Source organism: Phenylobacterium sp. (assembly GCF_016793225.1).
Lineage (GTDB): Bacteria > Pseudomonadota > Alphaproteobacteria > Caulobacterales > Caulobacteraceae > Phenylobacterium.
On the sequence record NZ_JAEUMN010000078.1, the window covers coordinates 23,455 to 36,226 of the forward strand.

Sequence of the window (12,772 nt, forward strand, 5' to 3'; positions counted from 1 at the left end):
CCGGACTCGATCCAGTCGGCGAACGCGGCGACGCGTATCGCGCCCCGGCTCAGGGCGCGGGCTTGGGCGGCGTGGATGACGGCTGGTTGCCCTGCCGCGCGGCGGCCAGGATGCTGGTCAGCGCGTAGTTCCCCTCGTGGCAGGCGTACTCGAAGATGCGCCCGGGCGCCGGCGTCAGCACGGCCTCGCCCCGCCACGGCCGGCTGTAGAGCGCCGGATCCTCGACCGTGAACGCATAGTGGATCTCGGCCGGGCCGGTGCGGGTGAAGCGCTCGACCACCACGGCGGCGTCGGACAGGAACACGTCGTCGGTGCGGCGCGTGACGCCCGGGCGGAATCCCCGCGTGACCACCACGAGCGTGTCGCCCTCCCAGCGACCCTGCGAGTGGCCGAACCAGCCGGGCTTCGCGGTGGGCGCGTCGGGCCCCAGCCTGACGATGCGGACGTCGTGGTAGCGCTCGGCCACCAGGGCGATCTCGTCGCGGGTCTGCACGATCTGGATGAGGTTGGCGTCCTGCTCGGCGATGAGCGGCGCCCCGGCGTTGCCGGCGGTGAGGCACCGCTCGTTCTCGGGCCGCTGCTCCACGTGATCGTAGGACCAGCGGCGGTAGTGCTTGCGGATGCCGAGCCGGGCCATGCCCTCGTCGCTGTAGGGCAGCTGGCCGTCCTCGGGGTCGACGATGACGGAGCTGCGGATCTCGCCGCGCACGCGCATCAGGCCCGTGCCCACCTCGGGGAACTCGGACTGGGCCTGGCCCACCGGGTCGTTCGGGACATTGACCCCGCCGGTGGGCGCCAGGCGAGCCTCCCAGGCGCGCGCCTCGTCCGGCGGGACGACGAGGGTCTTCAGCTCTCGCGGCCGCTCGAACTCGGTGTAGGTGCCGTTGGTCCAGGTCCCGTCCAGCTCGGGATGGCCGTGGCGGGTGCGCGGCGGGCGATAGCGCGGCTGAGCCGCGGCCGGGCCGGCCAGGGCGGCGGCCAGCGCCGGGACCAGAAGCTGACGTCGGTGAATCAAGATCGCCTCCCCGCTGAAGCTTCAGCCTCGCGCAGGATGCGCTACGGCCGCAACGGCGGCGATGGATGCGGACGTCAGGCGGCCCGCGCCTGTTCGGCGTCGCGGCGGATGCGGGCCACCATCGAGGCAAGGCCGTTGGAGCGCTGCGAGGAGAGGGCGCCCGAGAGGCCCAGCTTGTCGAACGCCGCCCGCGCGTCGAAGGCCAGGATCTCGGAGGCGCTGCGGCCGGAATAGAGGCGCAGCAGGATGGCGATGAGCCCGCGCACGATGTGGGCGTCGGAATCGCCCCGGAAGCGCAGGGTCCCGTCGGCCTGCGGCTCGGTGACGAGCCAGACCTGGCTGGCGCAGCCGCGGACCTTGGTCTCGTCGCTGCGCTCGGCGTCCGAAAGCGGGGCCAGGTCCCTGCCCATCTCGATCACGTAGCGGTACCGCTCCTCCCAGTCGCCCAGGAGGTCGAACTCGTCGGCGAGTTCGGAAAGGGCGTCGTCGATGGCGGCCATGGGCGCGGCAGTTAAGGGGCCCGGGGCCGCGGCGCAACCTCAGCCGGCCGGCAGGCGCACCATGGCGCTGAGGCCGCGGCCGGGTTGCGAGGCGAGCTTGAGCCGCCCGCCCATGGCCCGGCACGTCAGGTCGGCGATCGGCAGGCCAAGCCCCGCGCCCTCGGACTTTCGCGTCAGCGCGTTCTCCCCCTGCTCGAAGGGCGCCATCAGCCGGTGGATCTCGGCGGCGTCGACGCCGTCGCCCTCGTCGCAGATCCGGATCTCGACCATGTCGCCGATGCGCGCGGTCGAGACGCGCACGACCCCGCCCTCGGGGGAGAAGGCGACGGCGTTGTGCAGCAGCTGCGAGAGCACCTGCCGCAGGCCCCGATGGTCGGCCATGACCGAAGGCAGAGCGTCGGGCTGAGCGACCTCCAGCGTCACGCCCCGCGCCGCCATCTCGGCGGAGAGGGCCGGAAGCACGTCCTCGAGCGCGGTCTCCAGAGGCTCGACCGCCGGGTCGAAGTCGATCGTGCGCCCTTCCAGGCGGGCGATCTCGAGAACCTGGTTGACCAGCTTCAGCAGCCGCTGGCCGCTCTGGTGGATGATCTCGGCATATTCCTTGTACTGCGGAGCCCCGAGAGGCCCATACAGTTCCGCATTGAGAATTTCCGAGAAGCCGAGGATCGAGTTCAGAGGCGTGCGAAGCTCATGACTCACCACGCGCAGGAACGATCGCTTCTGCTCGTCCATGGCCGCTTCGAGGCGGGCGCGGGCGCGAACGCGGGCGGGGATGTCGGCCGTTTCAGCCATCGAACGGCGATGCGCCTGGTGGTCAGTCGAGGCCCGCAACTTCGCCCAAGGCGTTTACGAAAGTCTTGCGGGAACGGCGTTGTCCCGGCGGCCCTCGTGCGAATCTGCGTCCGCGGCTACTTTCGCGGGCCGGACCTGACGGGGCCGTATAGGGTCAGGGCATGAGCGGGGCGCGTTCGACATCGGCGAAGCCAGCGGGGCGCGGCGGCGCGGCGCCGGGCATGCTCTGGCATGCGGCCTGGGCGCTCGCGACGGCGGCCGCCATGGCCGGACTCTCGCTCCAGGGCCTGCGCATCGGCCCCGAACTGCTGGCTCTGGCCGCGGGCGGCGCGGCCGCGATCGCCGGCGCGCTCCTCTCCACGCTCGGGCCTGCAGGCCGGACTGCGGCGATCCTCATGTGGGGCGCGGCGGGCGCGGTCGCGGCGCACCTCACGGGGGGGACCGCCGGCCCGCTGGCGGCCTGGTGCCTCGCCCCCGCCGCCGCGGCCACGGCGTTCCGCGCCCGCGAGACCCTGGCCCTCGGCGCGGCCGTATCCCTCGCCGCCGCGGCCGTGACCGCCCTGGACGGCGCGCTCATGACCCTGCCGCAGGCGGACGCCGCCGCGGCCCCCTGGCTGGGCCTGCTGAGCCTCGGCACGGTCACCCTCGGCTTCGCCTGGGGGCTGGTGGACCTGCAGGGCTCGGTCGCCCGCGACCAGCGGCGGACGGCCCGCGCGGCCGACATCATCGCGATCCTCGAGGCGCAGCCGCTGCTGCTGGCGGTCCTGGACCGCGCCGGGCGGGTGCTGACGGCGGCCGGGGCGCCCGTGGGCGGCCACGAGCCTCGATCGCTCGAAGGACGCAGCCTGGGCCACCTGGTGGCCGAGGCGGACCTGCCCGCCCTGGCCGGCGCCCTTCACGAGGCGGCGCGCGACGGCCGCGCCAGCGTCTATCTCGCCCGGGCCGACGATGCGGACAGCCCCTTCGAGCTGACGGTGCGCCAGGCGGGCGACGGGCGGCTGGTGGCGGCCCTGCGGGACGCGCGTGAGCAGTTCGCCCGCGAACGGCGGCTGGAGGCCGAGCGCGTAACCGCCGAGCAGCAGAACGCCGGCAAGTCGCGCTTCCTGGCCAACATGAGCCACGAGCTGCGCACGCCGCTCAACGCCATCATGGGCTTCTCCGACATCATGCGGCAGCGGCTGTTCGGGCCCCTGGGCGACCGCTACGCCGAGTACGCCGAGCTGATCCACGAGAGCGGCACGCACCTGCTGGAGCTGATCAACGACGTCCTCGACATGTCGAAGATCGAGGCCGAGCGGTTCGAACTGCACATCGAGACCTTCGATGCGCGGGACGCCATCTCGGCGGTGCTGCGGCTGATGCGGGGCCAGGCCGATCGCGCCGGCGTCCACCTGCGCGGGGTCCTGCCGATCGCCGCGCTGCCCGCCGACGCCGACAAGCGCGCCGTCAAGCAGATCGCCCTGAACCTGATCTCCAACTCGCTGAAGTTCACCCCCCGCGGCGGCTCGGTGACGGTGACGGTGCAGGGCGACGGGGACACGCTGGAGCTGGTGGTCGCCGACACCGGCGTGGGCATCGCCCGCGACGACCTGGCGCGGCTGGGCCGGCCCTTCGAGCAGGTGGGAGAGGCCGAGAAGCGGACCGAGGGCACCGGCCTCGGCCTGTCGCTGGTGCGGGCCTTCGCGCGGCTGCACGGCGGCGAGATGAGCGTCGAGAGCGAGGTCGGCCAGGGCACCACCGTGACCGTCCGTCTGCCCGTTCTGGTTGAGAAGCCGGCGGGACAACAACCCCTGCGGCGGAAGGTCTAGGGCCGCACGCTGCGGGTCGCTATCGGCCCGTGGGACGCCGCCTAGCCGCTAGCGGCTCGCCAGCTGCAGGAAGGCGCGGCCGGCGGCGAAGTCTCCGACTTCCACATAGGCGGTGCGCGTGCGGCCGCCCGCGAACAGGAACTCCACGGCCACGGCCTCGCGCGGATCGAGTTCGCTGAGCGCCTGGACGGCGGTGTTCGGGAACCGGAAGGCCCAGCCCCCGCCGTAGCCCTTGGGCAGCAGCTCGGCCTCGGCGCCGCCGCGGGCCTCGGCGAACCAGGCGCGCGTCGCCGAGGCGGGCGGCAGCTTGCGCGACAGGGGCTGGCGTCCGCCCAGCAGGTAGGGGCCCAGCGTCCGCTGCGTGTCGCGCATCACGAGGCGGGCCGAGTAGGGCGTCGCCTTGTCGGAGAAGCCGGCCACGGCCACCAGGGCGCTCTGGACGTCCTGCCGGCCCGCGAGGCCGAAGATCATGCGGTTGGAGCCGAAGTCCGCGCTCTGCGACAGCCGCCAGCGGGCGCTGCGGCCGACGCCGCGGTCGGCGCGCCACTCGGTCAGGTCGCCGGGATAGACCATCCGCGTCACCCGCTGGTACCCGGCGAAGGCCATGCGGATGCGGGCGGCCTGGCTGGCGACCAACGGACTTGCGCAGTCGATCTGGGCGGCGCGGGCGCGCGCGTTGCGTTCGACGACCTGCAGGGACCGGGGGTCGGAGCCGGCGCGGAGCGCCGCGCCGCGGGCCTGGGCCGCGCCGGCGGCGAGGGCGGAGGACACCTCGGGCGTGAAGAGGCCGCAACGGCTGTCCGCCGCGGTCATCACCGTCCGCTCGAAGAAGAGGTCCGCCGGCTGCGCCAGCGCGATCGCGGGGGCCGCGATCGCCGCGGCGAGCCCTGCAAACCCCATCCGAAACGTCGGCCCAGCGCTTCTGCGCGAGCTCATGCGTTTTGCCGTCCACCATCGTTCCGCGGCCTTGAGAACGGCCGTCTGGATAGGCGGAGGCTTAGCCGTACAGGGTTGAGGTCCTATGGACGGAGACGGTTAACGCCCGTTCGTCTTTGCGGCGCCCGCGTGACAGCATGCTGCGGCTCGCGCATATGGCGGGCGATGCTGCTTTCCACCGACATCTGGGTCGGCGCGCTCATCCGCCGGGTCGAGATCGGCGGGGGCTTCGCCGTCGTGGCGCGCAAGGGCGATCCCCGGGCGGGCGCGGTCCTGGTGAAGGTGCTGAACCGGTCGGACGGGACGGCGCGGCTGCTGGCGGAGGCGACGCGCGGCGACGGCGACCGGGTCTGGATGGAGCCCGCCGCGAGCCGGGCCGAGGCCGACCTCGACCGCTACATCGAGCGCGCGGTCCGTATCGACCCAGACATATGGATCGTCGAGATCGAAGATAAGGAAGGCCGCCATTTCCTCGTTGAGCCTGTCGAAAAAGGCTAGCTAGGTTGGCGGCGACCGGCGCGGTAGACGCCGGCAGAGTTCTCAGGGGATGGAGCGGGAATGCACTACGCCGAACTGAACAAGGCCTGGGCCGAGCTGACGGGGCCCGGCGCGCCGATGGAAGTGGTCGAGGTCGAGGTGCGCGGCGTGACGATCCGCGCCTTCAAGAACGCGCCGCCGAACGTGCGCGCGCTCTGGCTCTCGACGGCGCAGTTCGCGGACCGCGACTATCTCGTGTTCGGCGACGAGCGCATCACCTACGCCGAGGCGCACAGGCTGGTCGCCTCGACCGCCAACTGGCTGCTGGCCCAGGGCGTGAAGCCGGGCGACCGCGTCGCGATCGCGATGCGGAACTACCCCGAATGGATGCTGATCTACTGGGCCTGCGCCTGCATCGGCGTGGCCTGCGTCGGCATGAACGCCTGGTGGACGGCTCCCGAGATGGCCTACGGCATGAAGGACGCGCAGCCCAAGGTGCTGTTCGCCGACGCCGAACGCATCGGCCGCCTCATGGAGCAGCCCGAGATGCTGGGCGGGGCCACGCTGGTGGCGGTGCGGGCGGATCCGCCGGCCGGCGCCGTTCCCTGGTCGCAGGTGGTCGCCCACGGCGGGGCGATGCCCGAGGTGGCGATCGATCCGGACGAGGACGTCTGCATCTTCTACACCTCCGGGACCACGGGCTTCCCGAAGGGCGCGCAGCTCACGCACCGCAGCTGCATCAACAACCTGATGAACATGATGTTCGCCGGACAGGTGACCGCGCTGGCGACGCAGCGGGCGACGGGCGTGGTTCCCGACCCCAATGCGCCGGTCCCGATCCCGTCGGGCCTGGTGACCACGCCGCTGTTCCACGTGACGGCCAACAACTGCGGCGCCTACGCGGCCACCGCGGCCGGCGGCAAGATGGTGCTGATGTACAAGTGGGACGTGGTCGAGGCGCTGAAGCTGATCGAGCGCGAGCGCTGCACCTCGGCGGGCGGCGTGCCCGTGATGGCCCGCGAGCTGGTCACCCATCCGGACTTCCACAAGTACGACACCTCGAGCCTGCTCAGCGTGGGCGGCGGCGGGGCGCAGCTGCAGCCGGACCTCGTGGGCAAGATCGACAAGACGGTGGCGACCGCCCGGCCGAACACCGGCTACGGCATGACCGAGACGTCGGGGATCATCACCTCGATCTCGGGCGACTTCTTCGTGGACAAGCCGGCGAGCTGCGGGCGCGCGATGCCGACCTTCGAGGTCAAGGTCGTGGGCGACGACGGCCAGGCGCTGCCGCCCGGCCAGCCCGGCGAGCTGTGGGTGCGCGGGGCCTCGGTCATCAAGGGCTACATCAACCGCCCCGAGGCCACGGCCGACTCGATCACCGACGGATGGCTGCACACCGGCGACGTGGCCTACCTGGACGACGACGGGTTCATCTTCCTGGTGGACCGCAAGAAGGACATGGTCCTGCGCGGCGGCGAGAACATCTACTGCGCCGAGGTCGAATCGGCGGTTCACCACCTGCCGCAGGTGGCGGAGTGCTGCGTCTTCGGCGTGCCGGACGACCGCCTGGGCGAGGAGGTCGGCGCCGCCGTGGTGGTGCAGCCGGGCAAGTCGCTCACGGCCGAGGAGGTGCGCGAGGCCGTCGGCGCGCAGATCGCCAAGCACAAGGTGCCCCGCTACATCTGGCTGCTGGGCGACCCGATCCCGCGCAACGCCAACGGCAAGTTCCTGAAGCGCGAACTGCGCGAGACCCTGAAGGTCGAGGACGCCGTCTGACGATCACCGCCGCCTGCCGCAAGGTCAGAGTGGCCAAGTGATCGGTCGTCACTTACGACTCCCGTGAAAGACTGGGAGGGGATCACCATGGCCCGCATGAAGTTCGGCGCGTTCCTGGCTCCGCATCACCCCATCGGGGAGCACCCGATGCTGCAGATGCGCAACGACATCAAGTTCGCGGCGCACCTGGACGCCCTGGGCTACGACGAGTTCTGGGTGGGCGAGCACCACTCGACCGGCTGGGAGGTGATCGCCTCGCCCGAGATGTTCCTGGCGGGCGTGGCCGAGCACACGCACCGCATCCGGCTGGGCACGGGCGTGGTTTCGCTGCCGTACCACCACCCCTTCAACGTGGCCCAGCGGATGGTCCAGCTGGACCACATGAGCGGTGGCCGGGTGATCTTCGGCACGGGCCCCGGGGCGTTGCCGTCCGACGCGCACATGCTCGGCATCGACCCGATGACCCAGCGCGACCGCCAGGACGAGGCCATCGGCGTGATCCAGCGCCTGTTCGCCGGCGAGCGTGTCAGCCACAAGAGCGACTGGTTCACCCTGCAGGACGCCCGCCTGCAGCTCTTCCCGTTGCAGGAGGAGATGCCGATCGTCGCGGCGTCGTCGATCAGCCCCTCCGGGATGACGCTGGCGGGCAAGTACGGCCTGGGCGTGCTCTCGATCGGCTCCAACTCGGACGCCGGCCTGGCGGCGCTGCCGACGCAGTGGGGCTTCGCCGAGGAGGCGGCCCGGAAGTCCGGCAAGACGGTCGACCGCAAGAACTGGCGCGTGCTGATGAGCTGGCACATCGCCGAGACGCGGGAGCAGGCCATCGCCGAGTCGGCCCAGGGCCTGATGCACTGGCACAACGAGTACACCGTCGGCACGCTGATGCGGCCCGGCGCCGCGGCGTTCAAGACGCCGGAGGAGGCCGTGGAGCAGACCGCCTTCTCGCCCGGCGCGGCGGCGGTGATCGGCACGCCCGACGACCTGGTGGCCGCGATCCGCAAGCTGCACGACTCGGCCGGCGGCTTCGGCGTGGTGCTGGGCTTCGTCCACGACTGGGCCAACCGCGAGAACACCAACCGCAGCTGGGAACTGGTGGCGCGCTACGTCATCCCCGAGGTGCAGGGCCTGCTCGAGGGCTATCGGACCTCGCGCCAGTACGTGATCGACAACCGCGAATGGTTCGAGCGCGCGGGGCAGGCGGTGCTGGCCAAGATCATGTCCCACGAGGGCGCCGCCAAGGCGCTGCAGGAGGGCATGCAGGCCGGCGTGGCCATGCGCTCCCCCAATGCGCCCGACCTGAACAAGGCCGCCGCCGAGGTGAAGGCCGGCGAATAGCCACGCGGCGGCGCGCACGGGGAACGCGGAGCGCGCGGCGGCCTTTCACCGGCATGCCGCTCGCCGACCTGCCCGTGCCGCTGGATCTCGCCACCATGGAAGCGAAGCTGGTCGACGAGGCCCCGACGGGGCCCGGCTGGCGGTTCGAGCCGAAGTGGGACGGGTTCCGGTGCCTGGCCTTCCGCGACGGTGACGAGGTGCTGCTGAAGGCCAAGTCGGGCAAGCCGCTGAACCGGTTCTTTCCGGACATGGTCGAGGCGCTGAAGGCGCTGCCGGTCCCCCGGTTCGTGGTGGACGGCGAACTGACCATCGACGTGGACGGGACGCCCAGCTTCGAAGCGCTGCAGATGCGGCTGCACCCGGCGGAGAGCCGCGTGCGGAAACTGGCGGCGGAACAGCCGGCCTCGCTGACGCTGTTCGACTGCCTGATGGACAAGGCCGGCCGCTCGCTGGTGTCGGCGCCCCTGTCCGAGCGCCGCAAGGCCCTGGAGGCGCTGGTGCAGCGGTTCGGGAAGGCGGCGGTGATCCGGCTGTCGCCGGGCACGACGGATCGCGAGAAGGCCTGCGGCTGGCTGAAGGACCTGTCGGCGGAACTGGACGGCGTGGTCGCCAAGCGCCTGGACGGGCCGTACGCGCCCGGCGAGCGGGCGATGCTGAAGATCAAGACCATCCGCACGGCCGACTGCGTGGTGGGCGGCTTCCGCTACGCGGAGGGGACAAAGGCGGTCGGCTCGCTGCTCCTGGGGCTGTACGACGGCCAGGGGCGGCTGAACCATGTGGGCTTCACCTCGACGATCCGGCATGCGGACCGGCCCGAGCTCACGGCGCGGCTGCTGGCGTTGCAGGGCGAGGGGTTCACCGGCGACGCGCCGGGCGGTCCCAGCCGCTGGAGCACCGGGCGAAGCGGCGACTGGGTCCCGCTGCGGCCTGAACTGGTGGTCGAGGTGGCCTACGACCAGGTGACGGGCGGCCGCTTCCGGCATGGCGCGCGGCTGGTCCGCTGGCGCCCCGACAAGGCGCCGGCGCAGTGCAGATGCGAGCAGATCCGCCGCTGAGGCCATCCGCCAGCTTTGCCGCAGCAAGGCGGCAATGCGGCGTGGTCAAGCCGCAGGAATGCCGCACGACTCGGTGCGGATAGCCGCCTCCAGGGCGCGCCGGGGCGCGCCCGATCCCGACACTCAGGAAGGGCGGCCATGGACGGCGATGCGCTGGCGCTCCCGACGATCCGCGTCCGGGGACGGAGCTTCATGGCGATCGTGGTCGCGCCGGAGTTCCCCTTCGGCGACTGGTTCGCCGCGCTGGACCGCCAGCTCGAGGGCGCGCCCGGCTTCTTCGAGGGCCGCCCGGTGGTGGCCGACCTGGCCGGCGTCGCCGAAGCCGTCGGCCCCCAGTCGCTGCCGATCGTCCTGGACGGGCTGGCCGCCCGGAACCTGCGCCTCGTCGGCGTCGAGGGCGTGCCGCCGGGCCTGCTTCGCGGCACCCGCTGGGGCGACATGCCGACCAGCCTGCACGGCCGCGACACGACCCTTGAGGCGCGGAGCGCGGCCCCTGCGCCCGCGCCGGGTGCGCTGCTCATCGACCGCCCGGTGCGGTCGGGCCAGTCCATCGTCTTCGACGAGGGCGACGTCGTCGTGGTCGGGCCTGTCGCCTCCGGCGCCGAAGTGATCGCGGCCGGCAACGTGCACATCTACGGCCGCCTCCGCGGCCGCGCGATCGCCGGGCTCAAGGCCGAGGAGTCGCGGATCTTCTGCCGCCAGTTCGAAGCCGAGATGGTGGGCGTCGGCCGCCTCTACCGCACGGCAGAGAACTGGGGTCCCGACCTGCACGGCCGCGCCGTCCAGGTGCGCTGCGACCGTGGGGCGCTCTCGTTCTCGGCCCTCGACTGAACCCGCGCCAGGAGTCACCGCCATGTCCAACGTCGTCGTCGTCACCTCCGGCAAGGGCGGGGTCGGCAAGACCACATCGTCGGCCGCCATAGCGGCGTCGCTGGCGCGCGCGGGGCAGAAGACCGTCGTCATCGATTTCGACGTGGGCCTGCGCAACCTCGACCTGGTGATGGGGGCCGAGCGTCGCGTGGTCTTCGACCTGGTCAACGTGGTGCAGGGCGACGCCAAGCTTCCGCAGGCGCTGATCCGGGACAAGCGGCTGGACAACCTGGCGCTGCTGCCGGCCTCCCAGACGCGCGACAAGGACGCGCTCACCGAGGAGGGCGTCGGCCGGGTCATCGAAGAGCTGCGCGAGAGCTTCGACTGGATCGTGTGCGACAGCCCGGCGGGCATCGAGAAGGGCGCCACCCTGGCCATGCGCTTCGCCGACACCGCCGTGGTCGTCACCAACCCCGAGGTCTCCTCGGTGCGCGACTCCGACCGGATCATCGGGATGCTGGACTCCAAGACCCGGCGCGCGGAAACGGGCGGAAAGGTGGAGAAACAGCTCCTGCTCACCCGCTTCGACCCGGCGCGCGCGGCGCGCGGCGACATGATGAGCGTCGACGACGTGCTGGAGATCCTGGCGATCCCGCTGCTCGGGATCGTGCAGGAGAGCCCGGACGTGCTGACCGCCTCGAACCTCGGCTGCCCGGTGACGCTGCACAATCCCGACTCGCCGGCGGCGCGGGCCTACGACGAGGCGGCCCGGCGGCTCATGGGCGAGACGATCCCGCTCCGCATGCCGCGCCAGGAGAAGCCCGGCCTCCTCAGCCGCCTCTTCGGCAAGAGGGCCGCCGCATGAGCCTGCTGGACCTCTTCAGCCGGCGGCGGCAGACGGCGCCGGTCGCGCGGGAGCGGCTGCAGGTGCTGCTGGCCCACGAGCGCGCGCTCTCGGGCGGCGCGGACCTCGCCGCGGTGCTCAAGCAGGAGATCCTGGAGGTGATCGCGCGCCACATCCCCATCGACCGGGATCATGTGGAGGTGAAGCTGGATCGCGGCACGCAGGTCTCGACCCTGGCGATCGACATCGAGGTGCCCGCCGCGGCCCTCGCGGCCCCGGCGCCGCCGCCCAAGGCCCGCCGCCGGCGCGCGGCGGCCACCTGAACGGGCTCGTCCGAATCCGTCCCCGGGCCGTAGATGGGGTTCCTGGCCATCATCGGAGCCCCCGCCTTGCGCGTCCTGTCCCTCGCCCTGACCGCCGCCCTCTGCCTTCCTGCCGCGGCCCAGGCCCAGAGCACCGCCCAGCAGATGCTGGACATGGCCGCGCGGATCCGCGCCAGCGCTCAGGCGACGCCGGGCCTCGGGCCCGACGATCGCGCGCAGATGATCCGGCAGGCCGAGGAGGTCGAGAAGGCGGTGCGCGAGGGCGCTTACGGGCCGGTGGACGCGGCGCCGCCGAAGAAGGAGCCGACGCTCGAAGAGGCGCTGATGGCCAGGCACGGTCGCCTCGACTGGCTGACGCCGCTGGCCGCGTGCGCCGGCTACACCCAGGAGAACTACCTGACCTTCCGCTATTCGGCGGCGATCAACGACCGCGACTCCCATTGCCGCAACGCCTACGGGCACTGGGCGACCTATCTGCGGGTGACGCGCGCCGGCGATGCGGAGGCGGCGGGCCAGGCGCTCTTCTACTACAACGCCGCCGCCGAACGGGCCGCCGGGCTGTCCGGGGGCAAGTGATCCCGGCGCGCCTCAGCCGATCCGCGGTCGCAGGTGCTCGTGGGCCCCGTGCTGGTGCGCCCCGTGGTCGTGGCGACCCTCGTGGGCGTGGCTGCCGTTCGGCTCCACGGCGATCAGGTTGAGCTGGCCGAACCTGACGCCGCGTTCGGCGCGGATGGCGTCGGCCAGCGCGCGGACGCGGGCGGTCCGGCCCTTCAGCATCATGCTCTCCAGACAGTGATCGTGGTCGAGATGGACGTGGAAGGTGGCGACCACCTGGTCATGATGCGCGTGGCTGATCTCGGTCAGGCGTTGGGCCAGCGCCCGGACGTGATGATTGTAGACGTAGCTGAGGTTCGCCACGCAGTCGCCGTCGGCGGCCTCGTCGCGCCGCTCGGCGATCGCACGCCTCACCAGGTCGCGGACGGCCTCGGACCGGCTGCCGTAGCCCTGCTCCGCCGCCAGGGCGTCAAAGGCCTCGGCGAGGTCCTCTTCGAGCGAAACGGTCACACGCTGCATGGGAATCTCCTGACCGCCGCATCA

The 12,772-nt window shown here is 72.1% G+C and carries 14 protein-coding genes; 9 read left to right on the forward strand and 5 right to left on the reverse strand.

Translation table 11 applies throughout. The features are described from left to right. Positions 1 to 49: 49 nt before the first annotated feature. The 3 genes from JNK30_RS08790 to JNK30_RS08800 form a co-directional block, all read right to left on the reverse strand. The gene (locus JNK30_RS08790) at positions 50 to 1,015 is read right to left on the reverse strand and encodes a hypothetical protein (protein ID WP_293481708.1); all 966 of its coding nucleotides are present in this window, start codon (positions 1,013 to 1,015) and stop codon (positions 50 to 52) included. Positions 1,016 to 1,089: 74 nt separating this feature from the next. Further along, on the reverse strand, positions 1,090 to 1,515 hold the full coding sequence (locus JNK30_RS08795) for a SufE family protein (RefSeq protein WP_293481710.1): 426 nt from the start codon (positions 1,513 to 1,515) through the stop codon (positions 1,090 to 1,092). A 39-nt stretch (positions 1,516 to 1,554) separates the two neighbouring features. Then, positions 1,555 to 2,307: a HAMP domain-containing sensor histidine kinase gene (locus JNK30_RS08800; protein ID WP_293481712.1), complete on the reverse strand. Its 753-nt coding sequence runs from the start codon at positions 2,305 to 2,307 to the stop codon at positions 1,555 to 1,557. 161 nt (positions 2,308 to 2,468) lie between these two features. Here JNK30_RS08800 and JNK30_RS08805 point away from each other — a divergent pair, with 161 nt between their 5' ends. After that, positions 2,469 to 4,115, forward strand: a complete 1,647-nt coding sequence (locus JNK30_RS08805) for a HAMP domain-containing sensor histidine kinase (RefSeq protein ID WP_293481714.1) — start codon at positions 2,469 to 2,471, stop codon at positions 4,113 to 4,115. Between the two features lie 48 nt (positions 4,116 to 4,163). Here the strand turns inward: JNK30_RS08805 and JNK30_RS08810 are convergent, their stop codons facing one another. Next, a complete protein-coding gene (locus JNK30_RS08810; protein WP_293481716.1) occupies positions 4,164 to 5,015 on the reverse strand; it encodes a hypothetical protein in 852 nt (283 codons plus the stop codon). Between the two features lie 201 nt (positions 5,016 to 5,216). Between JNK30_RS08810 and JNK30_RS08815 the strand changes: the two genes are divergently transcribed. The 8 genes from JNK30_RS08815 (at position 5,217) to JNK30_RS08850 (ending at position 12,250) form a co-directional block, all read left to right on the forward strand. After that, positions 5,217 to 5,549 carry a DUF1491 family protein gene (locus JNK30_RS08815; RefSeq protein ID WP_293481718.1) on the forward strand — a complete coding sequence of 111 codons (333 nt, stop codon included), beginning with the start codon at positions 5,217 to 5,219 and terminating at the stop codon, positions 5,547 to 5,549. 60 nt (positions 5,550 to 5,609) lie between these two features. Further along, positions 5,610 to 7,307 (forward strand): class I adenylate-forming enzyme family protein, encoded by a 1,698-nt coding sequence (locus JNK30_RS08820; RefSeq protein WP_293481720.1) that lies wholly within the window; start codon positions 5,610 to 5,612, stop codon positions 7,305 to 7,307. 63 nt (positions 7,308 to 7,370) lie between these two features. Then, positions 7,371 to 8,642, forward strand: a complete 1,272-nt coding sequence (locus JNK30_RS08825; protein WP_293481722.1) for an LLM class flavin-dependent oxidoreductase — start codon at positions 7,371 to 7,373, stop codon at positions 8,640 to 8,642. Between the two features lie 53 nt (positions 8,643 to 8,695). Next, on the forward strand, positions 8,696 to 9,697 hold the full coding sequence (locus JNK30_RS08830; RefSeq protein ID WP_293481724.1) for an ATP-dependent DNA ligase: 1,002 nt from the start codon (positions 8,696 to 8,698) through the stop codon (positions 9,695 to 9,697). A 138-nt stretch (positions 9,698 to 9,835) separates the two neighbouring features. Then, the gene (gene minC / locus JNK30_RS08835) at positions 9,836 to 10,528 is read left to right on the forward strand and encodes a septum site-determining protein MinC (RefSeq protein ID WP_293481726.1); all 693 of its coding nucleotides are present in this window, start codon (positions 9,836 to 9,838) and stop codon (positions 10,526 to 10,528) included. 22 nt (positions 10,529 to 10,550) lie between these two features. Then, on the forward strand, positions 10,551 to 11,372 hold the full coding sequence (gene minD / locus JNK30_RS08840) for a septum site-determining protein MinD (RefSeq protein WP_293481728.1): 822 nt from the start codon (positions 10,551 to 10,553) through the stop codon (positions 11,370 to 11,372). Beyond that, positions 11,369 to 11,674, forward strand: a complete 306-nt coding sequence (gene minE, locus JNK30_RS08845; RefSeq protein ID WP_293481730.1) for a cell division topological specificity factor MinE — start codon at positions 11,369 to 11,371, stop codon at positions 11,672 to 11,674. The genes minD and minE overlap by 4 nt, the downstream gene beginning before the upstream one ends. Positions 11,675 to 11,740: 66 nt before the next feature. Continuing rightward, positions 11,741 to 12,250 carry a hypothetical protein gene (locus JNK30_RS08850; RefSeq protein WP_293481732.1) on the forward strand — a complete coding sequence of 170 codons (510 nt, stop codon included), beginning with the start codon at positions 11,741 to 11,743 and terminating at the stop codon, positions 12,248 to 12,250. Positions 12,251 to 12,262: 12 nt separating this feature from the next. On the opposite strand, the gene nikR is transcribed toward JNK30_RS08850, so the two are convergent. Then, a complete protein-coding gene (gene nikR, locus JNK30_RS08855; RefSeq protein WP_293481735.1) occupies positions 12,263 to 12,748 on the reverse strand; it encodes a nickel-responsive transcriptional regulator NikR in 486 nt (161 codons plus the stop codon). Between the last annotated feature and the right edge of the window lie 24 nt (positions 12,749 to 12,772).

Bases quoted from the DNA above. Each gene is read 5' to 3' on its own strand.
- minC (WP_293481726.1), top strand. From the start codon at position 9,836: ATGGACGGCGATGCGCTGGCGCTCCCGACGATCCGCGTCCGGGGACGG.
- JNK30_RS08820 (WP_293481720.1), top strand. From the start codon at position 5,610: ATGCACTACGCCGAACTGAACAAGGCCTGGGCCGAGCTGACGGGGCCC.
- JNK30_RS08805 (WP_293481714.1), top strand. From the start codon at position 2,469: ATGAGCGGGGCGCGTTCGACATCGGCGAAGCCAGCGGGGCGCGGCGGC.
- JNK30_RS08810 (WP_293481716.1), bottom strand. From the start codon at position 5,015: ATGGGGTTTGCAGGGCTCGCCGCGGCGATCGCGGCCCCCGCGATCGCG.
- JNK30_RS08795 (WP_293481710.1), bottom strand. From the start codon at position 1,515: ATGGCCGCCATCGACGACGCCCTTTCCGAACTCGCCGACGAGTTCGAC.
- nikR (WP_293481735.1), bottom strand. From the start codon at position 12,748: ATGCAGCGTGTGACCGTTTCGCTCGAAGAGGACCTCGCCGAGGCCTTT.
- JNK30_RS08800 (WP_293481712.1), bottom strand. From the start codon at position 2,307: ATGGCTGAAACGGCCGACATCCCCGCCCGCGTTCGCGCCCGCGCCCGC.
- JNK30_RS08815 (WP_293481718.1), top strand. From the start codon at position 5,217: ATGCTGCTTTCCACCGACATCTGGGTCGGCGCGCTCATCCGCCGGGTC.
- minD (WP_293481728.1), top strand. From the start codon at position 10,551: ATGTCCAACGTCGTCGTCGTCACCTCCGGCAAGGGCGGGGTCGGCAAG.
- minE (WP_293481730.1), top strand. From the start codon at position 11,369: ATGAGCCTGCTGGACCTCTTCAGCCGGCGGCGGCAGACGGCGCCGGTC.
- JNK30_RS08830 (WP_293481724.1), top strand. From the start codon at position 8,696: ATGCCGCTCGCCGACCTGCCCGTGCCGCTGGATCTCGCCACCATGGAA.